Origin of the sequence: Cobetia sp. MB87 (assembly GCF_011319755.1) — a bacterium.
GTDB lineage: Bacteria > Pseudomonadota > Gammaproteobacteria > Pseudomonadales > Halomonadaceae > Cobetia.
On record NZ_VFBC01000008.1, the window covers coordinates 396,089 to 421,923 of the forward strand.

General features: G+C 62.2%; 20 protein-coding genes. 11 read left to right on the forward strand and 9 right to left on the reverse strand.

What is annotated here, in order from left to right; genetic code table 11:
• Positions 1–288: 288 nt before the first annotated feature.
• Together CDPAHKCJ_RS11140 and gltA are read right to left on the reverse strand one after the other, a co-directional pair.
• On the reverse strand, positions 289–1,176 hold the full coding sequence (locus tag CDPAHKCJ_RS11140) for an NAD(P)-dependent oxidoreductase (protein WP_166019830.1): 888 nt from the start codon (positions 1,174–1,176) through the stop codon (positions 289–291).
• Between the two features lie 244 nt (positions 1,177–1,420).
• The gene (gene gltA / locus CDPAHKCJ_RS11145; protein ID WP_166019831.1) at positions 1,421–2,707 is read right to left on the reverse strand and encodes a citrate synthase; all 1,287 of its coding nucleotides are present in this window, start codon (positions 2,705–2,707) and stop codon (positions 1,421–1,423) included.
• Between the two features lie 391 nt (positions 2,708–3,098).
• Between gltA and sdhC the strand changes: the two genes are divergently transcribed.
• The 10 genes from sdhC to CDPAHKCJ_RS11195 all read left to right on the forward strand — a co-directional run bounded on the left by sdhC (position 3,099) and on the right by CDPAHKCJ_RS11195 (position 15,683).
• Positions 3,099–3,476 (forward strand): succinate dehydrogenase, cytochrome b556 subunit, encoded by a 378-nt coding sequence (sdhC, locus tag CDPAHKCJ_RS11150; RefSeq protein WP_043333108.1) that lies wholly within the window; start codon positions 3,099–3,101, stop codon positions 3,474–3,476.
• Positions 3,470–3,817 carry a succinate dehydrogenase, hydrophobic membrane anchor protein gene (gene sdhD / locus CDPAHKCJ_RS11155; RefSeq protein WP_043333107.1) on the forward strand — a complete coding sequence of 116 codons (348 nt, stop codon included), beginning with the start codon at positions 3,470–3,472 and terminating at the stop codon, positions 3,815–3,817. Before sdhC ends, sdhD begins: the two co-directional genes overlap by 7 nt.
• Positions 3,818–3,820: 3 nt before the next feature.
• Positions 3,821–5,593, forward strand: a complete 1,773-nt coding sequence (sdhA, locus tag CDPAHKCJ_RS11160; RefSeq protein ID WP_166019832.1) for a succinate dehydrogenase flavoprotein subunit — start codon at positions 3,821–3,823, stop codon at positions 5,591–5,593.
• Between the two features lie 157 nt (positions 5,594–5,750).
• Complete coding sequence (locus CDPAHKCJ_RS11165; RefSeq protein WP_043333105.1) at positions 5,751–6,455, forward strand: succinate dehydrogenase iron-sulfur subunit; 705 nt, start codon at positions 5,751–5,753, stop codon at positions 6,453–6,455.
• 227 nt (positions 6,456–6,682) lie between these two features.
• Positions 6,683–9,517, forward strand: coding sequence for a 2-oxoglutarate dehydrogenase E1 component (locus CDPAHKCJ_RS11170; protein WP_166019833.1), 2,835 nt, complete (start codon positions 6,683–6,685; stop codon positions 9,515–9,517).
• A gap of 51 nt (positions 9,518–9,568) precedes the next feature.
• Positions 9,569–11,140 (forward strand): 2-oxoglutarate dehydrogenase complex dihydrolipoyllysine-residue succinyltransferase, encoded by a 1,572-nt coding sequence (gene odhB, locus CDPAHKCJ_RS11175; protein WP_166019834.1) that lies wholly within the window; start codon positions 9,569–9,571, stop codon positions 11,138–11,140.
• 113 nt (positions 11,141–11,253) lie between these two features.
• Positions 11,254–12,693, forward strand: a complete 1,440-nt coding sequence (gene lpdA / locus CDPAHKCJ_RS11180; RefSeq protein ID WP_166019835.1) for a dihydrolipoyl dehydrogenase — start codon at positions 11,254–11,256, stop codon at positions 12,691–12,693.
• A 108-nt stretch (positions 12,694–12,801) separates the two neighbouring features.
• Entirely contained in the window at positions 12,802–13,968 is a 1,167-nt protein-coding gene (gene sucC / locus CDPAHKCJ_RS11185; RefSeq protein WP_043333999.1) for an ADP-forming succinate--CoA ligase subunit beta, read from the forward strand.
• Positions 13,968–14,840 carry a succinate--CoA ligase subunit alpha gene (sucD, locus tag CDPAHKCJ_RS11190; protein ID WP_043333998.1) on the forward strand — a complete coding sequence of 291 codons (873 nt, stop codon included), beginning with the start codon at positions 13,968–13,970 and terminating at the stop codon, positions 14,838–14,840. The genes sucC and sucD overlap by 1 nt, the downstream gene beginning before the upstream one ends.
• 300 nt (positions 14,841–15,140) lie before the next feature.
• Positions 15,141–15,683, forward strand: a complete 543-nt coding sequence (locus CDPAHKCJ_RS11195; protein WP_166019836.1) for a DUF302 domain-containing protein — start codon at positions 15,141–15,143, stop codon at positions 15,681–15,683.
• Between the two features lie 146 nt (positions 15,684–15,829).
• On the opposite strand, the gene glpQ is transcribed toward CDPAHKCJ_RS11195, so the two are convergent.
• The 7 genes from glpQ to CDPAHKCJ_RS11230 form a co-directional block, all read right to left on the reverse strand.
• Entirely contained in the window at positions 15,830–16,990 is a 1,161-nt protein-coding gene (glpQ, locus tag CDPAHKCJ_RS11200) for a glycerophosphodiester phosphodiesterase (protein ID WP_205700851.1), read from the reverse strand.
• Between the two features lie 134 nt (positions 16,991–17,124).
• Entirely contained in the window at positions 17,125–18,129 is a 1,005-nt protein-coding gene (locus CDPAHKCJ_RS11205; protein ID WP_166019837.1) for a lysylphosphatidylglycerol synthase transmembrane domain-containing protein, read from the reverse strand.
• Between the two features lie 63 nt (positions 18,130–18,192).
• On the reverse strand, positions 18,193–19,035 hold the full coding sequence (locus CDPAHKCJ_RS11210; protein ID WP_166019838.1) for a polysaccharide deacetylase family protein: 843 nt from the start codon (positions 19,033–19,035) through the stop codon (positions 18,193–18,195).
• Positions 19,028–20,152, reverse strand: a complete 1,125-nt coding sequence (locus CDPAHKCJ_RS11215; protein WP_166019839.1) for a glycosyltransferase family 1 protein — start codon at positions 20,150–20,152, stop codon at positions 19,028–19,030. Before CDPAHKCJ_RS11215 ends, CDPAHKCJ_RS11210 begins: the two co-directional genes overlap by 8 nt.
• Positions 20,153–20,865: 713 nt before the next feature.
• Entirely contained in the window at positions 20,866–21,243 is a 378-nt protein-coding gene (locus tag CDPAHKCJ_RS11220) for a hypothetical protein (RefSeq protein ID WP_166019840.1), read from the reverse strand.
• Positions 21,244–21,534: 291 nt separating this feature from the next.
• Complete coding sequence (locus CDPAHKCJ_RS11225) at positions 21,535–23,481, reverse strand: exoribonuclease II (RefSeq protein ID WP_166019841.1); 1,947 nt, start codon at positions 23,479–23,481, stop codon at positions 21,535–21,537.
• Between the two features lie 184 nt (positions 23,482–23,665).
• On the reverse strand, positions 23,666–24,331 hold the full coding sequence (locus CDPAHKCJ_RS11230; RefSeq protein WP_166019842.1) for an NAD(P)-binding oxidoreductase: 666 nt from the start codon (positions 24,329–24,331) through the stop codon (positions 23,666–23,668).
• Between the two features lie 286 nt (positions 24,332–24,617).
• Here CDPAHKCJ_RS11230 and CDPAHKCJ_RS11235 point away from each other — a divergent pair, with 286 nt between their 5' ends.
• Entirely contained in the window at positions 24,618–25,769 is a 1,152-nt protein-coding gene (locus CDPAHKCJ_RS11235; RefSeq protein WP_166019843.1) for an oxidoreductase, read from the forward strand.
• Positions 25,770–25,835: the final 66 nt, after the last annotated feature.

The following is a 25,835-nucleotide window of genomic DNA, read 5'->3' on the forward strand; positions in this document are numbered from 1 at the left end:
GTTACCAAAAATTTCTTTTATATCAATGGTTTATGCGCTGGTTAAATTTTGTGCAATCTGTTGGTAAGCCCGCTGTCATGCTGGTTCGCCGCGCTTGTCTAGGGGTTATCAACGAGGTTATCCACAGATAGTGTGGAAAAGCATGCCGAGCGCCGCTGCTGTGTGGGATGTTGCGCTGCGGCAAGAAAAAACGCCTCATTCCCGCGTCCATAGGGCGTTGGAATGAGGCGTTTTCAGTGCGAGGCCGTGTGATGCGATTCAGCTCGCTCGCATGTGTTCAGTCCCGCTTCATCTGGAGAGGCGCTTGAGCAGCGAGGAGGTGTCCCAGCGATTGCCGCCCATGGCCTGCACGTCGGCATAGAACTGATCGACCAGCGCCGTCACCGGCAGGCTGGCATCGATGCGGCGTGCTTCCGCCAGACAGATGTCGAGGTCCTTGCGCATCCAGTCGACGGCAAAGCCGTGATCGTACTCGTCCTTGATCATCGTGGCGTGCCGGTTCTCCATCTGCCAGGAGCCGGCGGCACCCTTGGAGATCACCTCGATCACCGCCTCGCGATCCAGTCCTGCCTGCTCGGCGAAGTGCAGGCCCTCGGAAAGCGCCTGCACCAGCCCGGCAATGCAGATCTGGTTGACCATCTTGGTGGTCTGGCCGGCACCGGTCTCGCCGATGCGCTTCACCATGCGACCGTAGTGCGTCAGCACCGGCGCGGCACGCGCGTAATCCGCCTCGCTGCCGCCACACATGATGGTCAGCACGCCATTCACGGCGCCTTGCTGGCCGCCGGACACCGGTGCGTCGACGAAGCCGATGCCGGCCTCGCCCGCGGCGGCGGCCAGCTCGCGGGCCAGGTCGGCGCTGGCGGTGGTGTGGTCCACCAGCAGGCTGCCGCTCGTCATGCCGGCCAGCACGCCGTCGTCGCCGTAGGTGACACTGCGCACGTCATCATCATTGCCCACGCACATCAACACGATATCGGCGCCTTCGGCGGCTTCTCGCGGGGTGGCGTGATGGCTGCCGCCATACTCCTCGCTCCACTGCTCGGCGCGTGCACCTGTGCGGTTGTAGACCCGCACCTGAAGGCCGGCGCGTTTCAGATGGCCGGCCATGGGGTGACCCATGACACCGAGTCCGATGAAGGCGGCGGTACGTGGCGTTGCGTGTGTGTCTGACATGCTAAGGGCTCCTGGTCATCTGTCAGCGAAAGGCGGTCTTGCTGGGCATGACGGCGGTGTCGGTACCGCGTGACATTACGCTAACACGTATGGCGTGGTACGAGGGGCTGTATATGACGGATGGCTTGTGCAGGAGTGGTGGCAGGGGATGTGAGGCGGGCGAGAAGAGGTGGGGACGGCGGTCAGCAACGAAAAAACCGCCTCCTGAGAGGCGGTTTCGGTCGGCTGCCGAGTGCGACGTGGCTTACTTGGCCGGATAGTCGCGCTGCGGGTGGCCGGTGTAGAGCTGACGCGGACGGCCGATGCGGTGACCGCCGGCGATCATCTCGTTCCAGTGGGAGATCCAGCCGATGGTGCGCGACATGGCGAAGATGACCGTGAACATGTTGGTCGGGATGCCGATCGCCTTGAGGATGATGCCGGAGTAGAAGTCGACATTCGGGTACAGCTTGCGCTCGATGAAGTACTCGTCTTCCAGTGCGATCTGCTCCAGACGCTTGGCGATCTTGAGCTGCGGGTCGTCGGCCATGCCCAGCTGCTCCAGCACTTCGTCACAGGTTTCCTTCATGACCTTGGCGCGCGGATCGAAGTTGCGATAGACGCGGTGACCGAAGCCCATCAGCTTGAACGGGTCATCCTTGTCCTTGGCCTTGTCGATGAAGCGCTGGATGTTCTCTTCGGACTCTTCACCGATCTCATCGAGCATGTTGAGCACGGCTTCGTTGGCACCGCCGTGTGCCGGGCCCCACAGTGCCGCGATACCGGCGCTGATGCAGGCGAACGGGTTGGCACCGGTGGAGCCGGCCAGACGCACGGTGGAGGTCGAGGCGTTCTGCTCGTGGTCGGCGTGCAGCATGAAGATGGTGTCCATCGCCTTGGCGAACACCGGGTTGATCTTGTACTCCTCACACGGGTTGCCGAACATCATGTACAGGAAGTTCTCGCCGTAGGAGAGGTCATTGCGCGGGTACATGAACGGCTGGCCGATGTTGTACTTGTGGCACATGGCCGCAAGGGTCGGCATCTTGGCGATCAGGCGCACCGCACTGACGTAGCGTTCCTTCTCGTTGTTGATGTTCAGGTTGTCGTGGTAGAAGGCGGCCAGGCCACCGACGACACCGCACAGGATCGCCATCGGGTGGGCGTCGCGACGGAAGCCCTTGAAGAAGTTGACGATCTGCTCGTGCACCATGGTGTGGTTGCCGATCAGCTGGGCGAACTTGTCGTATTCCTCGTCGCTCGGCAGCTCGCCGAACAGCAGCAGGTAGCACAGCTCGATGTAGTTGGAGCTCTTGGCCAGCTGGTCGATGGGGTAGCCGCGGTGCAGCAGGACGCCTTTCTGGCCATCGATGAAGGTGATGGATGATTCGCAGGCGGCAGTGGAAACGAAGCCCGGGTCGTAGGTGAACATGCCTTCGGCGGTCAGGCCGCGAACGTCGATGACGTCCTGGCCGAGTGTGCCGGAATAGACCGGGAACTCGATGCTCTTGTCGATACCGTCTACTGTCAATGTCGCTTTCTTGTCAGTCATGCCGACCTCCTCATTATTCGCGTAACTCTTTGACTTGCTTGCCATGCCGGGCTTGCATCAATCCCGCCCACTATAGAAGCCCGCGAAGGATTGTCAATTCGCCACACGGCGTAGAGACGCACGCCATGCTGCTGTGCGTCAGTTCTCCGACGTTTACGTATCCCGTGGCGTCAGGTCGCGTCCTGTTCACTGCATTTTGTGCAATCCGTGGTTGCGGCCCTGCGACGTCATGCCATTTGTCATGCCAATGGCCAACCCCTATAATCCTCCGTCGCGCGACTGGCGGGAAATTCGGCTCGGTACCGTGGATGGCCTGCGCCCGAGACCCTTCCTCAAACCACCGCCCCTGCGGGCTTGCGTCCGTGTTGGGCCAAGAGAGTGTGTAAGAGCCGTGAATAGCAAACGACCCGTAAATCTCGATCTGACGACGATAAAATTCCCTCTCCCTGCGCTGACTTCAATCACCCACCGTATTACCGGCGTGATTCTGTTCGTGGGCCTGGTATTTGCGCTGTGGGCACTCGATGCCTCGCTGTCCTCCCCGGAAGGGTTCGAGGCGGTGCGTGATACCCTGGCGACCAACTTCCTGGCCAAGATCGTGGCCTGGGGCCTGCTGTCTGCCCTCGGTTTCCACTTCGTGGCTGGTATCAAGCACCTGCTGATGGACATGGATATTGGTGTCGAACTGGAAAGTGCTAATCGCAAGGCGCAGGTCACTGTCGTGATCAGTGCTGTTCTCGTGGTCCTGGCGGGAGTCTGGGTATGGTAAACAACATCACCAATTTCAGTCGCAGCGGTCTGTCCGACTGGGTGCTGCAGCGTGTTTCTGCCGTGATTCTGGCAGTCTATTCCGTGTTCATGGTCGGCTACCTGCTGCTCCATCCGAACCTCGACTACACCACCTGGAGTGGTCTGTTCGAGAACACGGCAATGCGCATCTTCTCTCTGATGGCATTCATCTCGATTGCCGCACACGCCTGGATCGGTCTGTGGACCGTGGCGACCGATTACATGAAGCCGACCGCACTGCGCTTCGGTTTCCAGGTCTTCGTCATCCTTGCGTTGTTCATCTTCTTGGTCTGGGGCGTTCAAGTCCTGTGGGGAGCCTGATACATGTCCACCATGCGTAGCCTGACATTCGACGCGATCATCATCGGCGGCGGCGGCGCTGGCCTGCGTGCCGGTCTCGAACTGTCCCAGTCCGGCAAGAAGACCGCCGTGCTGTCCAAGGTCTTCCCGACCCGCTCGCATACTGTCTCTGCCCAGGGCGGTATCACCTGTGCCATCGCTTCTGCTGATCCGAATGATGATTGGCGCTGGCACATGTATGACACCGTCAAGGGTGGCGATTACATCGCTGATCAGGACGCTGCGGAATATATGTGTACCGAAGGCCCGAAAGCGGTCTTCGAGCTTGAGCACATGGGTCTGCCGTTCTCCCGTTTCGACAACGGCCGCATCTATCAGCGTCCGTTCGGTGGCCAGTCCAAGGACTTCGGCAAGGGCGGCCAGGCGGCACGTACCTGCGCCGCGGCTGACCGTACCGGCCACGCCCTGCTGCACACCCTCTATCAGGCCAACCTGAAGAATGGCACCGTCTTCCTCGACGAGTGGTATGCCATCGATCTGGTCAAGAATGCCAACGGCGATATCGTCGGCGTGATTGCCCTGTGCATCGAGACCGGCGAGACCGTGGTCGTGAAGTCCAAGGCTACCGTTCTGGCCACTGGCGGTGCGGGCCGTATCTACGCCTCCACCACCAATGCCCTGATCAACACCGGCGACGGTATCGGCATGGCACTACGTGCCGGTCTGCCGGTCCAGGACATGGAAATGTGGCAGTTCCACCCGACCGGGATTCACGGTGCGGGCGTTCTGGTCACCGAGGGTTGCCGCGGTGAAGGCGGCTACCTGGTCAACAAGGACGGCGAGCGTTTCATGGAGCGTTATGCGCCGAACGCCAAGGACCTCGCGGGCCGTGACGTCGTCGCGCGCTCCATGGTCATGGAGATCCTGGAAGGCCGTGGCTGTGGCGAGAATGGCGACCACGTCTTCCTGAAGCTGGATCACCTGGGCGAGGAAGTGCTCAACAAGCGCCTGCCGGGTATCTCCGAGCTGTCCAAGACCTTCGCGCACGTCGACCCGACCAACGCGCCGATCCCGGTCGTGCCGACCTGCCACTACATGATGGGCGGCATCGCCACCAACGTGCACGGTCAGGCCATCGCACAGAACGAAGACGGCAGCGACCGCATCGTCAACGGCCTCTATGCCGTGGGTGAAGTGGCCTGTGTGTCCGTTCACGGTGCCAACCGTCTGGGCGGCAACTCGCTGCTGGATCTGGTCGTCTTCGGTCGCGCCGCGGGCAAGTACATCGAAAGCGCGCTCAACGAAGGTGTCGAGTACCTCGAGCCGACCCAGAGCGACATCGATGCTGCCCTGGTGCGCCTGAACCGCTGGAACGAGTCCGAGAGCGGCGAGTCCGTGCCGGAACTCAAGCGCGAACTGCAGCAGATCATGCAGAACTCCTTCGGTGTCTTCCGTCAGGAAGACAAGATGGAAGAGGGCGTCAAGCAGCTGTCCGAGCTGCGTGAGCGTATCGCCAAGGCGGGTCTGTCCGACAAGTCGCAGGTCTTCAATACCGCGCGTATCGAAGCCCTCGAGCTGGACAACCTGATGGAAGTGGCGGAAGCCACTGCCATTGCGGCCCTGACCCGCAAGGAAAGCCGTGGTGCTCACTCCCGTTACGACTTCCCGGATCGTGATGACGAGAACTGGCTCAAGCATTCTCTGTTCTTCCCGAACGAGAAGCGTGTCGGCAAGCGTGACGTGAACTTCGCGCCGAAGACCGTCGAGCGTTTCGAGCCGAAGATTCGTACCTACTGAGTCTGAACCGAAGGCGCGTGTCGACCCGATCGGGACGCCGCGTCTTCCTTCAGACCAAGTTCGCACTCGCTCGAGTTCACGCTCGCTTGAGTTCGCCGTGATCGAGGTGCATGCAGGTCACCGCATGCACCTGACCCGTTTGCCCGGAGGGGAAACCATGCTTCAGGTATCCATATACCGCTACAACCCTGAAACCGATACTGCGCCGTACATGCAGGAGTTTCAGGTCGACACCCAGGGTCGTGACCTGATGGTGTTGAACGTGATGGAAATGCTCAAGGAACAGGACAGCTCGCTGGCCTATCGTCGCAGCTGCCGTGAAGGCGTCTGTGGTTCGGACGGCATGAACATGAACGGCAAGAACGGCCTGACCTGTGTCACCGCACTGTCCGAAGTCGTCAAGGACAACAAGCTGGTGCTGCGTCCGCTGCCGGGCCTGCCGGTCGTGCGTGACCTGGTCGTCGACATGAGCATCTTCTACAAGCAGTACGAGCGCATCCAGCCGTACCTGCTCAACGACACGCCGGCACCGGCCATCGAGCGTCTGCAGTCGCCGGAAGACCGTGACAAGCTCGACGGTCTCTACGAGTGCATCCTGTGTGCCTGCTGCTCGACTGCCTGCCCGTCCTTCTGGTGGAACCCGGACAAGTTCGTCGGTCCGAGCGGTCTGCTGCAGGCCTATCGCTTCCTGGCGGACTCGCGTGACACCGCCACCAAGGAGCGTCTGAGCGAGCTGGATGACCCGTTTGCCGTATTCCGTTGTCGCGGAATCATGAATTGTGTCGCGGTTTGCCCCAAGGGTCTGAACCCGACACGTGCCATCGGCAAGATTCGTGAGCTTTTGCTGGCAAACGCCACTTAAAAGCCGCGCCTTAGCTTGCTATGATGCACGTCAGCTGCGGCAGGGTGTCACACCTTGCCGCAGCGCACAGCTTGCTGAAGCCGGTGCCTTGTGCACCGGCTTTTGACGATAAAAGAAGACTCAGATGGTGAAGGCCTCCATGGTTTCGCCATACAGGGCATAATCGAGTGACGCCGACAGCGCTTGTCAGGCGCCTACCCCACCCCATCAGTCAGGGTGACCGAGAGATGCAAGAAGGCACAATGGAGTTGATGTGGCGCACTTCCCATATGAGCGGGGGGAATGTCCACTACGTAGAAGATCTCTACGAGCGTTATCTTGTCGACCCGAATGAGGTTCCCGACGAGTGGCGCAACTACTTTGATACTCTGCCGCGTCATGACGGCAGCCCCTCCCAGGATGTCCCGCTGACGCCGATCCGTGATCAGTTCTATGAGATGGGTCGCAACAGTCGCCGCCCGGTGGCTGTCTCTGCGGGCGAAAGCAGCGAGAACAAGAAGCAGGTTCGTGTTCTCCAGCTGATCAACGCCTACCGCTTCCGTGGCCACCAGAAGGCGGATATCGATCCCCTCGGTCTGCGCAAGCCGGCACCGGTTCCGGACCTCGAACTGTCCTTCCATCAGCTGTCCGCCGCTGACATGGACGTCGAGTTCCAGACCGGCTCGCTGTTCCTCGGCAAGGATGTTGCACCGCTCAAGGAAATCCACGCCGCGCTGGAGCAGACCTACTGCCGCAGCATCGGCGCCGAGTTCATGCACATCGTCAACACGGAAGAGAAGCGCTGGCTGCAGCAGCGTTTCGAGTCCGTCCGTTCCAAGCCGAACTTCTCACGCGATGTCCGTCATCACGTGCTGGAACGTCTGACCGCCGCCGAAGGCCTCGAGAGCTATCTCGCCAGCAAGTACCCGGGCACCAAGCGCTTTGGTCTGGAAGGCGGCGAATCCTTCATTCCGATGATGGATGAGCTGATCCAGCGCAGCGGCAAGTACGGTACCAAGGAAGTCGTGATCGGCATGGCCCACCGTGGCCGTCTCAACCTGCTGGTCAACCTGCTGGGCAAGAGCCCGTCAGAGCTGATCGAGGAATTCGATGGCAAGAAGCAGATTGCCAAGGGTTCCGGCGACGTGAAGTACCACCAGGGCTTCAGCTCGAATGTCATGACCCCGGGCGGCGAAGTCCACCTGGCGCTGGCGTTCAACCCGTCGCACCTGGAAATCGTCTCTCCGGTGGTGGAAGGCTCCGTGCGTGCCCGTCAGGACCGTCGCGAAGACAGCGAAGGCGACAGCGTACTGCCGATCTCCATCCACGGTGACGCGGCATTCGCCGGTCAGGGCGTGGTCATGGAAACCTTCCAGATGTCGCAGACCCGTGCCTACAAGACGGGCGGTACCGTGCATGTCGTCATCAACAACCAGGTGGGCTTCACCACCTCGCGTGCCGATGACGCTCGCTCGACCGAATACTGCACCGACATCGCCAAGATGGTTCAGGCGCCGATCATCCACGTCAACGGAGATGATCCGGACGCCGTGCTGCATGCCGCTCAGGTCGCCATCGACTACCGTCAGCAGTTCAAGCGTGACGTCGTGATCGACCTCGTGTGTTACCGCAAGCGCGGTCACAACGAAGCCGACGAGCCGTCCGGTACCCAGCCGCTGATGTACGCCAAGATCAAGTCCCAGAAGACTGCCCGCGAGAAGTATGCGGACCGTCTGGTCGAGGAAGGCGTGCTCAGCGCGGAAGAGACCAAGCACCTGGTCGATCAGTACCGTGCCGACCTGGATGCCGGCAACCACGTTGCCAATGCGCTGGTGAAGCAGCCCAATACCGGTCTGTTCGTCGATTGGACGCCGTATCTGGGCCACGAGTGGACCGGCGTTGCCGATACCTCTATGGACATGAAGCAGCTGCAGGCGCTCGCCAACAAGATGTGCGAAGTGCCGGACGGCATCTCGGTCCAGCGTCAGGTCAACAAGATCTACGAAGATCGTCGCAAGATGGCCGCTGGTGGCATGCCGCTGAACTGGGGCTTCGCCGAGACACTGGCCTACGCCACTCTGGTCGATGCCGACCATCCGGTGCGTATCACCGGTCAGGACGTGGGTCGTGGCACCTTCTCCCACCGTCACGCGGTGGTGCACAACCAGAAGGATGGCGACACCTACGTGCCGCTGCAGCACATCAAGGATGGTCAGGCGACCTTCACCATCCATGACTCCTACCTCTCCGAGGAAGCGGTGCTGGCCTTTGAATATGGCTATGCCACCACCATGCCCAAGGCATTGGTCGTGTGGGAAGCCCAGTTCGGTGACTTCGCCAACGGCGCCCAGGTGGTGATGGACCAGTTCATCTCCTCCGGCGAGAGCAAGTGGGGCCGCCTGTGTGGTCTGACCATGCTGCTGCCGCACGGCTATGAGGGCCAGGGCCCGGAGCACAGCTCCGCACGTCTCGAGCGTTACCTCCAGCTGTGTGCCGAGCACAACATGCAGGTATGCATGCCGACCACGCCGGCGCAGATCTATCATCTGCTGCGTCGTCAGGTCATCCGCTCGCTGCGCAAGCCGCTGGTCGTGCTGTCGCCCAAGTCTCTGCTGCGTCACAAGGAAGCGACTTCCACCCTCGACGAGCTGGCCGATGGCCGCTTCGAGATGGTGCTGTCCGACAAGGGCAACCTGGAAGCTTCCAAGGTCAAGCGTGTCGTGCTGTGTGCAGGCAAGGTCTACTACGACCTGGCCGCCTATCGCGCCGAGCAGGGCCGTGAAGATGTTGCCATCATCCGTGTCGAGCAGCTCTATCCCTTCCCGAAGGAAGAGCTCCAGGCCGCCATCGCCGACTACGAGAATCTCGAGCAGGTGATGTGGTGTCAGGAAGAGCCGCTCAACCAGGGTGCCTGGTACCAGAGTCAGCACCATATGCGTCAGGTCGCTGAGCAGCACCGTCAGGGGCTTGGCATGAGCCTGGACTTCGCCGGACGCCCGGCCTCTGCGGCACCTGCCGCGGGCTACATGTCCGTTCATAACGAGCAGCAGCGCCAGCTGGTCGACGACGCCTTCAACAAGTAAAGGCTCGCGACCCGCAAGGGCACCGAGAGAGAATTGAGTTAAGGAACTCCAATGGCTATCGATATCAAAGCGCCGTCTTTTCCGGAATCCGTCGCCGAAGGCACTGTGGCGACCTGGCACAAGCAGCCCGGCGACAGCGTCGAGCGTGACGAGCTGATCGTCGAGATCGAGACCGACAAGGTCGTGCTGGAAGTCGTCGCACCGCAGGACGGCACCCTGGGCGAGATCAAGGTTCAGGAAGGCGACACCTGCGAGTCCGAGCAAGTGCTGGGCTCCATCGGTGATGCAGACGCCGCTGCGTCTTCTGACGCCAAGGACGACTCCGCCGCTGAGAGCAAATCCGAAAGCAAGGATGACGCCAAGGCCGAAAGCAAGCCGGCCGCCGGTGGCGAAGGCAAGACGCTGGAAGTCAAGGCGCCGAGCTTCCCGGAATCCGTCGCTGAAGGCACCGTCGCCACCTGGCACAAGAAGGTCGGTGAAGCCTGCGAGCGCGACGAACTGATCGTCGAGATCGAGACCGACAAGGTCGTGCTGGAAGTCGTGGCTCCGGCCGATGGCGCCCTGAGCGAGATCAAGGTGCAGGAAGGCGATACCTGCGAGACCGAAGCCGTGCTGGCGCTGTTCAGCGCTGGTGCTTCCGGTGGCGCTGCTCCGGCCGCTGAGGCAAGCGACGACAAGTCCGGGTCTGATGAAGGTCAGGACGAGAAGGTCGGCGACAAGATCCTCGCCCCGGCAGCCCGCAAGATGGTCGCCGAGCACGATCTGGACGTCAGCAAGCTGGTCGGTACCGGCAAGGGCGGTCGCGTGCTGAAGGAAGACGTGGCCAAGGCCGTCAAGGAAGGCACTGCGGCCAAGTCCGCTGCCAAGCCTGCCGCAGCCAAGCCGGCTGCTGCTCCGAAGGCCGCTCCGGCCTTCGAGGGCGAGCGTCCCGAGAAGCGCGTGCCGATGAGCCGCATGCGTCAGACCATCGCCAAGCGTCTGGTCAATGCCCAGCAGACCGCTGCCATGCTTACCACTTACAACGAAGTGGACATGAGCGCGGTGATGGAACTGCGCAAGCAGTACAAGGACACCTTCCAGAAGGTGCACGACACCAAGCTCGGCTTCATGGGCTTCTTCGTCAAGGCGGCCACCGAAGCGCTCAAGCGCTTCCCGGACGTCAATGCCTCCATCGACGGCACCGACATCGTCTACCACGGTTACCAGGATATCGGTGTTGCCGTGTCTTCCGACCGCGGTCTGGTCGTGCCGGTGCTGCGTGATACCGACAGCATGAAGCTTGCCGATGTCGAAAAGACCATCGTCGACTTCGGTCAGCGTGCTCGCGCCGGCAAGCTGGGCATCGATGAGATGCAGGGCGGTACCTTCACGATCACCAACGGCGGCATCTTCGGTTCCCTGATGTCCACCCCGATCCTGAATCCGCCGCAGACCGCCATCCTGGGCATGCACAAGATCCAGGAGCGTCCGATGGCCGTGAACGGTCAGGTCGTCATCCGTCCGATGATGTATCTGGCACTGTCCTACGATCACCGCATGATCGATGGCAAGGATGCAGTCCAGTTCCTCGTCGCCATCAAGGACCTGCTGGAAGATCCGGCTCGTTTCCTGCTCGACGTCTGAGACCGCAATGTCTCACGCCCTTGAGGATCTCGAGGGCGTGAGCGGCCCCGGCGGGTGGCACTGACACTCGCCGGGTTGCCAACCCGAATCGAACTGCACCAACAGGAAGAGACATGGCCGATAAATTTGATGTGATCGTCATTGGCGCTGGCCCTGGTGGCTATGTTGCCGCTATCCGCGCTGCTCAGCTGGGTCTGAAGACCGCCTGCGTCGAGAAGTGGGTCAACAAGGAAGGCAAGGTCGTTCACGGCGGTACCTGCCTGAACGTCGGCTGCATTCCGTCCAAGGCATTGCTGGAAACCTCGCACAAGTACGTCGAAGCGCGTGATGAGTTCGCCGAACTGGGCATCAAGGCTGACGGCGTCGAGATCGACGTGGCCAAGATGATTGAGCGCAAGGCGCAGATCGTGAAGAACCTGACCGGCGGTATCTCCGGTCTGTTCAAGGCCAACGGTGTCACCGCGCTGGAAGGTACCGGCAAGGTGCTGCCCAACAAGCAGGTCGAAGTGACCGATCACGACGGTGGCAAGACGACCTACGAAGCCGAGAACATCGTCATCGCGTCCGGTTCCGTGCCGGTCGAGATTCCGCCGACGCCGCTGACCGAAGGTCTGATCGTCGATTCCACCGGCGCGCTCGAGTTCGACGAAGCGCCGAAGCGTCTGGGTGTCATCGGTGCCGGTGTCATCGGCCTCGAGCTCGGTAGCGTGTGGAGCCGTTGTGGTTCTGAAGTCACCGTGCTGGAAGCGGTCGACAGCTTCCTGCCGATGGTCGATGCGGCCGTCGCCAAGGAAGCCCAGAAGCTGCTCAAGAAGCAAGGGCTGGACATCAAGCTCGGCGCCCGTGTGACCGGTTCCGACATCAAGGACAGCGAAGTCGTCGTCAAGTACACCGACGCCAACGGCGAACAGGAACAGACCTTCGACAAGATCATCGTCGCGGTCGGCCGTCGTCCGTACACCCAGAGCCTGCTCGACAGCGATGTCGGCATCAATCTGGACGAGCGTGGCTTCATCCACGTCGATGACCAGTGCGCGACCAGCGTGCCGGGCGTCTACGCCATCGGCGACGTGGTGCGTGGCCCGATGCTGGCGCACAAGGCCTCTGAAGAGGGCGTGATGGTTGCCGACATCATCGCCGGCCACAAGGCCGAGATGAACTACGACGCCATCCCGAGCATCATCTACACCTTCCCGGAAGTGGCGTGGGTCGGCAAGACCGAACAGCAAGCCAAGTCCGAAGGCATCGAAGTCAAGACCGGCAGCTTCCCGTTCGCGGCAAGCGGTCGTGCCATGGCCAACAATGCCACTGAAGGTCTGGCCAAGATCATTGCCGACGCTGAGACTGATCGCGTCCTGGGCGTTCACATCATCGGCCAGCATGCCGGTGAGCTGATCGCACAGGGTGTGACTGCCCTCGAGTTCGGCGCAAGCGCCGAAGACCTCGCACTGATCTGCACGGCTCACCCGACGCTGTCGGAAGCCGTGCACGAAGCCGCGCTGGCCGTTGACGGGCATGCGATTCACATCGCAAACCGCAAGAAGCGCAAGTAAGCGTCCTTCCGAACAAGAGGCGCGTCGCCCCGGCCAGGCCGGGGCGAACGGTGGCAGTGGCATCTCGCGACTGCCGTTCGAGTCTAATGCAACCAATGGCATGACACGATGAACCTTCACGAATATCAGGCAAAACAACTTTTTGCCGACTATGGCCTGCCGGTGTCCAAGGGCTTTGCCGTTGACACCCCGGAAGACGCTGCTGAAGCGTGCAAGAAGATTGGCGGCGACAAGTGGGTCGTCAAGGCACAGGTCCACGCAGGTGGCCGCGGCAAGGCTGGCGGCGTCAAGCTGGTCGACAGCGCACAGGCTGCTTCCGACTTTGCGACCCAGTGGCTGGGCAAGAACCTGGTGACCTACCAGACTGACGAAAACGGTCAGCCGGTCACCAAGATTCTCGTCGAGAACTGCACCGACATCGCCGAAGAGCTGTACCTGGGCGCCGTCGTAGACCGCACCACTCGTCGCATCGTCTTCATGGCTTCCACCGAAGGCGGCGTGGAAATCGAGAAGGTTGCTGAAGAGACGCCGGAAAAGATCCTGAAAGCCGAGATCGATCCGCTGGTCGGCGCACAGCCGTACCAGGCGCGTGAACTGGCCTTCAAGCTGGGTCTGAACCCGACCCAGATCAAGCAGTTCACCAAGATCTTCCTGGGTCTGGCGAAGATGTTCGCCGACAAGGATTTCGCGCTGCTGGAAATCAACCCGCTGGTCATCACCGACGAAGGCAACCTCCACTGCCTCGACGGCAAGATCAACATCGACGCCAACGCCGTCTACCGTCACCCGGACCTGCAGGCGATGCACGATCCGTCTCAGGAAGACGAGCGTGAAGCGCATGCTGCCAAGTTCGAACTGAACTATGTTGCCCTCGACGGCAACATCGGCTGCATGGTCAACGGCGCAGGCCTGGCGATGGGCACCATGGACATCGTCAACCTGTCTGGCGGCAAGCCGGCCAACTTCCTCGACGTGGGTGGCGGTGCTACCAAGGAACGCGTTGCAGAAGCATTCAAGATCATCCTGTCCGACGACAACGTCAAAGCTGTTCTGGTGAACATCTTCGGCGGCATCGTGCGTTGTGACATGATCGCCGAAGGCATCATCGGTGCCGTCGAGCAGGTCGGTGTCAACGTGCCGGTCGTGGTGCGTCTGGAAGGTAACAACGCTGAACTCGGCGCCAAGAAGCTGGCCGAAAGCGGTCTGAACATCATCGCTGCTACCAGCCTGACTGACGCGGCGCAGCAGGTTGTCAAAGCTGCGGAGGGCAAGTAATGAGCATTTTGATCGACAAGAACACCAAGGTGATCTGCCAGGGCTTCACTGGCGGCCAGGGTACCTTCCACTCTGAACAAGCCATCGCCTACGGCACCAAGATGGTCGGTGGCGTGACGCCGGGCAAGGGTGGTCAGACTCACCTGGGCCTGCCGGTGTTCAACACCGTCGCTGAAGCCGTTGCCGAGACTGGCGCTGAAGCGTCCGTCATCTACGTGCCGGCACCGTTCTGCAAGGATTCCATCCTTGAAGCGGCCAATGCAGGCATCAAGCTGATCGTCTGCATCACCGAAGGCGTGCCGACTCTCGACATGCTGGAAGTCAAGGTCAAGTGCGACGAGCTGGGCGCGCGCGTCATCGGTCCGAACTGCCCGGGTGTCATCACTCCGGGTGAGTGCAAGATCGGTATCATGCCGGGTCACATCCACCAGCCGGGCAAGGTCGGTATCGTGTCTCGTTCCGGCACCCTGACCTACGAAGCCGTCAAGCAGACCACTGACCACGGTTTCGGTCAGTCCAGCTGTGTCGGTATCGGCGGCGACCCGATCCCGGGCTCCAACTTCATCGACATCCTCGAGATGTTCGAGAAGGACCCGAAGACCGAAGCCATCGTCATGATCGGCGAGATCGGCGGTTCTGCTGAAGAAGAAGCAGCTGCCTACATCAAGGCGAACGTCACCAAGCCGGTCGTCTCCTACATCGCTGGTGTGACTGCGCCTCCGGGCAAGCGCATGGGCCATGCAGGCGCCATCATCTCCGGCGGCAAGGGTACTGCCGACGAGAAGTTCGCGGCTCTGGAAGCGGCTGGCGTCAAGACTGTGCGTTCCCTCGCGCAGATCGGCGATGCCATCAAGGAAGTCACTGGCTGGTAAGCCATTGACCTCCTGACAGCGATCGGCGCCAAGCGGATCGCATGTCACAGAAAGGGCAGGCCCACAGGGCCTGCCCTTTTTTCGTTTCTGGCCGCCGCCAGTCGCTCCCGAGTGTATGTCGGCGGGTTTACTACCTGCGGCCGGTGGTACAGGCGAGGGGAGAGGTGTCTTACAGGTGCAGGCGCGACAGGTGCGTTCATATCAAGCAGTTGCTAATCTGATGGTTGTTCATTGGCACCTGACCAAGCGACACGTGCAGATGCCCCACGGCGCAACACGACTCACTGATAAGGATGTTCCATGCTCAAGTCATTCCCCGCCCTCACGCGCTCCGCGCGCCTGCTGGCGCTGCTCTCCCTGCCGTTGGCTGCTGGTGTACCGCTGTCTGCCAGTGCAGATTCCGGCGCGGCGGCAGCCTCCGCCCCAGAAGCGTCAGCGAGCATGCAGGTGCCCGCCAAGGGCATCGAGTCGGTGACCAGCCGTGATGACGTCGCCAGCGTCCAGGCGCGTCTCGAGACGGCGCTCGAGGCCAAGGGGCTGACGCTGTTCAGCGTCATCGATCATGAGGCGGGTGCAGAGAAGGTGGGCATGGAGCTGCCCGCGACGCATACCGTCATCTTCGGCAATCCCAAGGTGGGCACCTTGCTGATGCAGTGCAACGGGACGGCCGCCCTGGACCTGCCGCAGAAGATGCTGATTCGCGCCGTGGAGGGCGGCAGCGTGATCGAATGGAATGATCCCCAGTACATGGCCAATCGTCATGATCTCGGCGACTGCAAGCTGCCACTGGACAAGATCGCAGGGCTGCTCAAGGGGCTGGCCGCCGAAGCGGCGGGTCAATGAAGGCAGCGCTCATCACGTATCGATGCTGATATCGTGCACTGACAGCGGGTACTGACAATCGAGCGCTGACGATCAGACAGGACGAAAAAGCCGGACTCCTCACGGAGTCCGGCTTTTTGATGTCCCCCTGCTGGCTGCTGGATGTCCTATAGGGCGTCGCCATTGTTCTTGAGCCACTGCACGGCGCGGTCCGGGTAGTCCGTGAAGACACCATCGACCTTGGCGTCGACGAAGAAGGCGCGCAGCATGTCGTCGTAATCGCTGGCCCAGTCCGGGATGCGGCCTTCATCGAGTCGGAAGGTGTAGGGCATCACGATCAGCCCCTGCGCATGGGCTTCCTCGACCAGCGGCGTGACCTTGATGTCGTCCCGAGTCGAGCTGTCCTCGATCACCATCGGCTTCCACGGCCCGATGCCATCGGCGTAGGTGGCGATGCGCTGCATGCCGCCCTCCTGATACATCCAGTCATAGTCATAGGGCTCAAGCTTGCCATCCGCATCCGGCTGGAAGGTCATGTCCCAGCTGGTCTCGCCCATCAGCTGCACCAGACGCAGGTCCATCTCCAGTTCGGGCTGCAGCGTGTCGTGGATGCGCTTGAGGCCATTGGGATCGAAGACCTGCACGACGGCGTTGTCATCATGCGCGACGTAGCCGTATTGCTTGAGGGTCTCGAGGACCGCACGCGAGACCTGCTTGCCTTCCGACTGGTGGAACCAGGGCGCCTTGATCTCCACATACAGGCCGACATCGCGCCCGGTGGAGTGATTCAGTCCCTGGATCATCTCGATCTCTTCACTCAGGGTGTGCAGGCCGAAGTGGGACTTGCCCAGCGGGAAGCGCTCGGGGTAGTCAGCGACCTGCTCGCCATCCTGGACGGTGAAGCCCTCGCTGAACGACAGCTTGCGCAGCTCGTCCAGCGTGAAGTCGATGGCGTAGTAGCGGCCATCGTCACGCGCACGCTCGGGGAAGACCTCGGCGACATTGGTCACGCGATCCAGGAAGCGGTCGTGCAGCACCACCAGCTGGTCATCCTTGCTCATCACCACGTCCTGCTCGAGGAAGTCGGCGCCCTGGGCGTAGGCCATCGCCTTGGCGGCGAGTGTGTGCTCCGGCAGGTATCCTGAGGCCCCCCGGTGGGCGACCACGACCTTGTCTGTGCCATGGCCGGGGTCGATGCTGCGCAGCGGGCTGTCATCAGCGAGTGCCGCTGAGGTCGAGGTGGCCAGCAGCGAGCCGACCACGCCCATCATGACCAGCGGGCGGCGAATGCGGGCGGAAGTCGGGTGACGCTGGGAAGGATGCGGCATGTGAGATCACCTTGAGCTGTGGTTATTGTATGTTCGTTCAATAAAGACGCCTGCCAACATAACAAACTCTTATTCATATGGCGATGGTCAAGTGTTTTTCATGATGATGTCTGCAGCGCTGCTCGGTCGTCCTGTCATGTGGTCGCCGAGCGACGCTTGAGCAAGCTTCCCAGCATGCTGCGTCCCGCCATCACGAAGAACACCGGGGCGCCGGCGATCAGGTAGAAATAGAAGGTCACCGCACGCCAGATCACCACGGCCGCCGCGGCACTGGCGGCGCCGATCATCGGGCTGAGCAGGGCAGTGGAGGACAGCTCCGCGCCTCCGGCACCGCCGGGCAACAGCGTCAGCTGGCCCGCCGCCAGCGAAAGCATCTGCACGATGAAGGTCCAGCTCCAGTCGATGTCCTGCCCCAGTCCGGACACGGCCAGATAGAGGATCGAGTAGCGCAGCAGCCAATGGGCACAGCAGAGCAGGAAGATCAGGCTCAGCGTCAGGCGCGGCAGGGCGAGTGTCTCGACCAGCGCATGGCGGAAGTGGATCAGGCTCCGCGCCAGCTTGACGCGTGAGCGATGGCGCACCTTGAGCCAGCGCAGCAGGCGTCCGCTGGTCTTGAGCAGGCGCCGGTGATGCTTGCCCAGTGCGGCCAGCAGGCCAAAGCCGATGATCAGCAACAGCGCCGGCACGGCCAGCATCCACCCCAGGCGCAGGTCGATGGTATGCGAGAGGGCATAGAGCCCGATGCTGGCCAGCGCCGAGAGGAAGAACAACATGTCGGTGATCTGATCGACCGCGAATACCGCCGTGGCCTGTGCCGGGCGCACCCCCTGACGTGACAGCAGCCCCATCAGGGTGAGCGGACCGCCGCTGCCGCCAGGGGTGGCGCTGATGGCGAATTCGGTGGCCATCACCATGCCGACGGCGCGGCGCTGCCCCAGATGACCGCCCCGGCCGGCCAGCAGTAGACGCAACCGGCCGGCGTTCAGGTTCCAGCACATCACGATCATGCCCAGCATCAAGAGGAAGGTGTCGAGGGGGAACTGGCGCAACTGGCCACCCAGTCCGCTGCCACCCAGCACCAGCGGTATCGCGATGACCATCACAAGGCCAGCACCCAGTAACCAGAGGGCACGATTCATGGCAGATTCCCGCAGCGGGTTGTCACAAGGCCCATACGACGGGACTCATCCGGTGGGTGGGTATCAGGCAGCACTGTGAGCCGCCTGGTGCGAGTTCAGTTGCGTCGTATCAGATGTGGCGGAGGGGAGCAGTCCCCGCTGCGTCAGCCAGCCGATCTTGGTCATCGGCAGGCGTCCCTCATCGAGCAGGCGCTCGACCAGCGTCAGCCAATACTGGCGTGAGCGTTCATGACGCATATCGACCGGATGCAGGCCCAGACGCAACACCGGCGCCTGTTGCTCGCGGCTCAGCTTGCGTTGCGTCACCCACTGCGACATCAGGCGGCGTGGCGCGGAGCGTGCGCTCCACACGAGCCCTGGCGCATCGATGACCTTGAAGTCAGGCAGCCGATAGAGATGTTGGGGATCGCTGGTGTAGCGGAAGTCGAGAGATTTCAGGGCCTGACGAGTGCCGTCACTCATCAGCCAGGCGGGAGCCACGAAGCCGTCCAGCGGCCAGCCGAGACGCTTGAAGAGTGCGGCGCCTTTGAGCAGGCGTCGTCTGGCTTCGGCCTCATCGAGGGGATAGAACTCGCCCTCCCAGGTCAGTACGCGGCGCATCAGGTAATCACGCGGGGTGCGGGGGGCTGGCGCGTCATCGCAGTGATGGAAGCCATGCAGGGCAAGCTCGTCTCCCTGTTGACGGCGGGAGTCCAGGAGGGCGATGAATTCCGGAGCGTCTTCCAGGGCGCTGCGATGATGGAAGTCAGGCACCACCAGCCAGGTGATCGGGCAGGGATGATTCAGGCGTGCCTGGCAGAGGGCGTCCACCTCGGCGACGAAGTCCCGATAGTCGGGCCAGGTCTCTGGCGCGATATCATGGAGGACCAGCAGGAAGTGCTGCTTGGCAGCAGACGACTCAGCCATGGGTCACCTCTTCGAGTACCGGTTGCATGCGAGTCCCGGTGACCGTGTGATAATGGCCGAGCAAGCCATCCACGACACTGTCCCAGGCATGGTGCTTCTCGACATGACGACGCGCCTGGCGACCCAGGGCGGCGGGGTCATTGGCGAAGACTTCCTGCACGGCACGCGCCATGGCATGCGGCGAGTGCGGGTTGCAGAGCTGACCACAGCCCAATGGCACATTCTCGGCCAGCGCGCCGGCACGAGCCGCCACCACAGGCGTGCCGCAGGCCATGGCCTCCAGCACCACCAGACCGAAGGTTTCCTGGGTGCCGGCATGCAGCAGCACATCCACCGAGGCCACCAGGCGCGCCACTTCGGTGCTGCTGCAGAAATGTCCGGTCACGCTGACATTGTCAGGAAGATGCCGTGGCATGCCCGAGCCGATCAACAGCAGATGGTAGTCGGGGCCGAGCAGGCGGGCGGCTTCCAGCAGCTCATCAAGATTCTTCTCGCGTGAGCCGCGCCCGGCGAAGGCCAGCAGGCGCACGTGGTCTTCCAGGCCAAGCTCGCGGCGCAGGCCCTCATCGCGGCAGTCAGGGTGGAAGGTGGTGAGATCGACGCCCAGTGGCTGGATATGAACGTTGTCGATGCCGAGCCGATCGAGCCGGTCGGCCATCACTTGGCTGGGGGCCAGCACGCGATCAAAGTGGCGATAGAGGCGTTTGACGTAGCGGTCGACATTGGCCCCTGACCACTCGCCGAGGCGATTGGTGATCAGGCGGGGGAGGTCCGAGTGATAGAAGCCCAGTACCGGGACATCGAGCTTGCGACCGGCATCGAGTGCCGCCCACGCCGTGACGTAGGGGTCGCCGGCCTCGATGACATCCGGCTGCAGTGCCAGCAGCGTGCTGACCCAGCCGCCTCGGCGCAGTGGGAAGCGATAGCCGTTGCCGAACGGAATGGGCGGTGCCGGCACGCTATAGAGGTCATCACTGACGCTGGTGGTCTCACCGGGGACCAGCAGGCTGTGACGAACATCGGGCCGCGTCCGCAGACGTCGTCGCTTGGCTTCCAGGTAGGTTCTGACGCCACCACTGGAGGGGGCATGGAACATGGTCATGTCAGCGATATGCACACGGACTCCTCAAGACCGCTTTACCGGTCGTGCGCGATGAAGATGAATCCCGACGTCACTGCCCGCCATGGCTGCCTTGTCGTGCTTCCGGGTGCTTTGGAAAGACGCAATCGAGCACGCAGGTTCCAGCAAGCCAGTGGCAATGATGAACGAGCCTCTGGTCAAGTCATGGGGGGAACCCGACGTGAAACCAAGGGCACGCGGCATGACATGCGGTGTCGCGCGTGACGAGACGCCTCGCCAGGCGATGTTCCACACTGCGGCTGGCAATGACGTTACATCAGGAGATGACTGGTCTGTGTGACAACAGGGAACAATGTTGGTGCGATGCGCTCCCGCTCTCGGACATCTGTCATCAGGTCCCTGGCATCACGCCCCTGGCATCTGGTTCACTACCAGGGGGAGAAAGGCGTTTCGCCATGCTGGCGTGCTCCAACAGGGAGTGCGGCAGCTGGCTTCTGCCCAGCGCCGCGCAAGAAAAGCCCGCGACAGGTAAAAGACAGGCAAAAGACAGGCAAAAAAAGACCCTGTCCGGAGCCACCGGACAGGGCAAGTGCGTGCACTACAGGAATACAGGGGGGCGACAGGGAGGGTCGCCGGGGGCATTGCAGGGTCTAGCAGTGGATCGACTCAGTCATGTCTGGCATCCGTGCCTGGTGCTGCATGGGGTCCTGGCATCGCTATCCGTCTTGATAGAGGGTGATCGGGTGTCATCACGCCAATCCATGCTGGGACAGGTGCAGGGCGCTGGGCATGGCCTGGCCAAGTTCCTGCGAGAAGGCGGCTTCCGGTTCGGCCGGGCGCTGGCTGGCGAGCAGCACAAGGCTCAGCAGCAGGCCGGCGGCCAGCAGCAGACGGTTGCGGGTCCGGCGACGATCACGTTCCAGCAGCATCGCGACATGTTCCATCGCTTCACGTTGAATCTCACGCTGGCGCTCTGGAGAGGTGGAGCTGCCTTCCGAGCTTCTGCCTGAGCTGCTGTCTGCCCCAGCGTCGATGCGGGCATAGCTCATGGCTGGATGACGAACGATGGCGGCATGCTCGGCCAGGTGACGCAGTGAGGTAGCTGCAGTGGAGCGATGAGTTTTCATTTCCGGGTCCTCGCATGGACGAACTTCATCAGGGACAGGCTTCAGTCATTCGCGCTTGGGTCAATCCAGTAACGCTGCAGCAGTCAAAGCAGATGTCGTGTGTCGATGTGAGGAGTATAGCGTGAGCTTCTGTTTCACAAAATTACAATTTCTCACGCTTGGTACACGCATCGTATACGCAACGCACAAGAACGAAAAACGCCCCGGGCGCAGAGCGCTCCGGGGCGTAGATGGCCGTGGCAATTGCCCGTGATGACAAGGCAGTTACATACGGCAGTGGTGGCTCGCGGCTTATTCGGCCGGGCGACCCACCAGTGAACGACGCTCTTCACGGGCTTCGGTCAAGGAGACCTTGATGATGTCGCCCAGTGAGTAACGCAGCTCGTCTTCGATGCGCACGCGGCCTTCCTTGTCATCGATCGCTACCTTCTTGCGATCGCTGTGGATCAGCGGTGCCGGAATGAAGACGCTGGCGCCATTCTCTTCCAGACGCACGCGCATGCCGCCACGACGGATGTCGATGATCTCGCCAGTGAAGACCTGCTGTTCTTCGGCGGCCTTGGTCAGGTAGCGCACGTAGAGCCAGTCCTTCACATCGCGCTCCGCCATGCGGTTGAGACGACGACGTTCGCTGAGGTGCTCGGTCAGCTGCTCGGTGGCTTCCGCCGGCACGTCCTGGCCGAGAATCACGCGCTTGATCAAGCGGTGGTTGACCATGTCGCCATACTTGCGGATCGGCGAGGTCCAGGTCGCGTAGGCTTCCAGACCCAGTCCGAAGTGCGGTCCCGGCTGAGCGGACATCACGGTGTAACCCTGGAAGCGACGCATGCGCACGTCCAGCCAGGTGTCTTCGCGGCTGTCCAGCTCCTGACGGATCAGGCGGTAGCCTTCCAGGCTACCCAGCTGTTCCGGCGTGGCGGTGATGTTCTGACCAGCCAGGAACTCGATGGTGTCGTCGTACTTCTCCGGCGCGAAGCCCTGGTGCACGTTGAAGATACCGTGACCGATGTGCTTGGAGAGCAGACGTGCGCAGCTCAGGTTCGCGGTGATCATGGATTCTTCGATCATGCGGTTGCTGATGCGGCGGTGGTCGGCACGCACGTTGAGCACGTTGCCTTCCTCATCCAGCTCGAACTCGAAGTCCGGGCGCTCGCGGAAGACCTGCGAATTGCGTGCACGCCAGGCGATACGCGCCTGGGTGAAGGCTTCCAGCTGACGCAGACCTTCGGCCAGCTCTTCGGTTTCCGGCTTCCAGCTGCCTTCCTGGCCTTCGATCCAGTCAGAGACGTTGTCGTAGGTCAGGCGGTGGTGGGAGCGCATGGTGGCCGCGAAGAACTTCGGCTCGCCGATCACGCCATCGGTATCGATGTCGACGATGCACATCAGCGTCGGGCGGTCTTCACCCTCCTTCAGCGAGCACAGATCATCGGCCAGGATTTCCGGCAGCATGGTGACGTTCTGGCTCGGCAGGTAGACGGTGAAGGAGCGCGTGCGCGCCTCTTCGTCGACACGGCTGCCTTCCGGCACGTAGGCTGTCGGGTCCGCGATGGCGATGCTCAGGGTCCAGCCGCCTTCCGGGCGCTCGACGATGTGCAGGGCGTCATCCATGTCACGCGTCTTCTCACCATCGATGGTGAAGAAGGGCACGTGGGTCATGTCTTCGCGAGTCAGGCCTTCCTCGAGCAGCGGCCAGTCATTGCCGCCCTCCGGAGAGGCCTGTTCCAGCGCGTGACGCGCCAGGGTGACGCGCCACGGCACACGCGGGTTGTCCACGGTGGCGATGACTTCCTCGATCTGGGCGAAGAAGCTGCGGTCATCCTTGCGCATCGGGTGACGCAGCAGACGAGCCACGACCCAGTCGCCATCATTGAGGGCTTCCTCATTGATGCCACGCTTCACGCGCGCTTTCATGCGCGTGTTGATGGAGGGATGATCCGGCATCACGTTCAGGCGGCCATCACGCTTGCCGACACGAGCGACGAAGCGATCGACACCCGTCTCAATCAGCACTTCCGGCTGTACGGACTTCTTCTCACCTTCCACCTTGACGGTCGCTTCGACGGTATCGCCGTGCAGTACCTGCTTCATGGCGGGTGGCGGCACGAAGTAAGACTCGCCGTCCTCACACTCGAGGAAGCCGAAGCCCTTGTCGGTGCCTTTGATCACCCCCGTGACACGGGGAATTTCCTGGCGGATTTGATCTTTCAGCTGCGCCAGCAGCGAATTGTTCTGCAGCATTTCGGAAGTTCTGTTGGCGGGGTCAGTGGCTCACTATACGGACATGGAGCATGGGGGGAAAGCTACCAGATGGCCCAACGCCCGCGCGGGCTGCGCGCAGGCGTGAATGAGCGGCAGGTCAAGCGTGGGCAAGCCTGGCGAAAGCGGCCTGCCAGTGCACTTCGCCACAGGCTCGGGCGCGCGCTCAGTCGGCGTTCGTCGTGGCATTCAGCAGGCCGGATACCGGCGTATCACCGTCGAACAGGGTGAAAATGGGCGCCTTGCGATGACGGCCACCGATCTCGCGGGCCTTGATCAAGCCAAGCAGGAACTCGGCGACATTGGCGCGCGAGACCTGCATCTCGTCGGAGTCATCGGCATTCTGGGTCAGCTTGCCGCTGCCGCTCTCGTTGGTGAGACGGCCGGGCTTGACGATGACATGACGCAGGCCGCTCTCGGCGAGATACAGATCGGCCGCCTTCTTGGCCGCGAAGTAGGGGCGCATGGCCTCTGGTCCTGCCAGCGGTGTCTCGGAGCGGATCGAGCTGACCTGGATCACGCGCGACAGCCCGAATTCGGCGGCCAGCTCCGCGGTGCGCATCGCACCGTGCAGGTCGATGGTCAGTGTCTTGTCCGGGCCGGTATTCGGGCCGGAGCCCGCGACGAACACCGCCTGATCGCAGCCATAGAAGGCCTGGCGCATCTCGCCTTCCAGATCGCCCAGAACCGTCGGGATGCTGCGTTCATGGAACCAGCTCTGCTGCTCGGTCGAGCGGATCATGGCCACGACGGGTTCGCCGTCGGCCTGAGCCTTCTCGCAGAGTTGACGACCGATCTTGCCGTTGGCACCGATGATGAGCGTCTTGCGCATGCTGTCTGCTCCTTCGTGAGTCTGATGGCGAGGTGGTTGACGAATGACATTCCCGCTCACTGCCATGCCCCTCCTTGTATCGATAGGTCTGCGGGCTGAGTCACATGACTTCAAGGGGACTGCTGGCCGATAGCGGGCATTACGCGGCGACTCGCTCGCGGGATGAAGTCTGCGATGATCAAGTATCAAAGGCGGCTGTCATCTCTGTCTGTGGCTCGGGAGCCTTGCTAGGATGGCGCTGCCAGGCACCACTCCCTCAAGATTGCGCCAACGACAAGGATGCCCGATGAGCCGCATAGCCCACCCCGACACTGATGATCATGACGACACCGCCGCATGGCACGGCGCCGCCTTCCCCTCCGAGAGCGCGATTCGGGTCGGGCTGATCGGTTATGGCATGGCGGTGCGCACCTTCCACGCGCCCTTGATCGAGGCCACGGACGGGCTGGCGCTGGTGGCGCTGTCCACCTCGCGGCCCGAGGTCGTCAGGGCCGAGCGTCCGCAACTGGAAGTGGAGGCCACTCCTGAGGCCTTGCTTGCGCGTGACGACATCGACCTGATCATCATCGCGACGCCCAACGAGACCCACGCCCCGCTGGCCTCTGCGGCGCTCGCGGCAGGCAAGCATGTGGTCGTCGACAAGCCCTTCACGGTGACGCTGGCGGAAGGTGAGGCCTTGGCCCGCCAGGCCGAACAGGCCGGACGGGTGCTGGCGGTATTTCACAATCGGCGCTTCGATGCCGACTTCCTGACGCTGGCGGAATTGATCAACGACGGCACCCTGGGGCGCATAGCGCATCTGGAATCCCACTTCGACCGCTTCCGCCCGACGGTGCCAAACCGCTGGCGTGAGCAGGCACTGCCCGGCAGCGGCCTGTGGTATGACCTTGGCCCGCACCTGCTGGATCAGGCGCTGTGCCTGTTCGGTGAACCAAGCGCCATCCAGCTCACGCGTCGCGTACAGCGCGAGGGCGCGGTGACCGATGATTTCTTCCACGCCGTGCTCGATTACGCCCACCATCCAAGGCACCCCGGCCTGGTGGTGGAGCTGCATGCCAGTGCACTGACGGCGGCGCCGACGGCACGCTTCGCCGCGCACGGTACCCGTGGCAGCTATGTGGTGTTCGGGCTCGACCCTCAGGAGGATTGCCTCAAGGCCGGTGACTGGCCCTCGCGTGACCCGCAGGAGCGCCAGGCGCGCCAGTGGGGGCGGGATGCGCGTCCCGGAATGCTGACCGTGCTGGAGGCCGCCCCGGATGGCGCCGAAGGCGAGCAGGTACTGGTAGGGGGCACCCATCAGGGCCGCGATGGTGACTATCCGGCCTGGTATGCGGGCCTGCGCGACTGCATTCGCGGCCAGGGCGACAATCCGACCCCGCCCCACGAGGCGCTGCGCGTGATGAAGTGGCTGGAGGCCGGCATCGCCAGCGAAGGCTGAAATCCTCGAAGGCTGAAACCATCAAAGGTGAAATGACTCACGAAAGACGCGCGCCCTGAAGGCCCC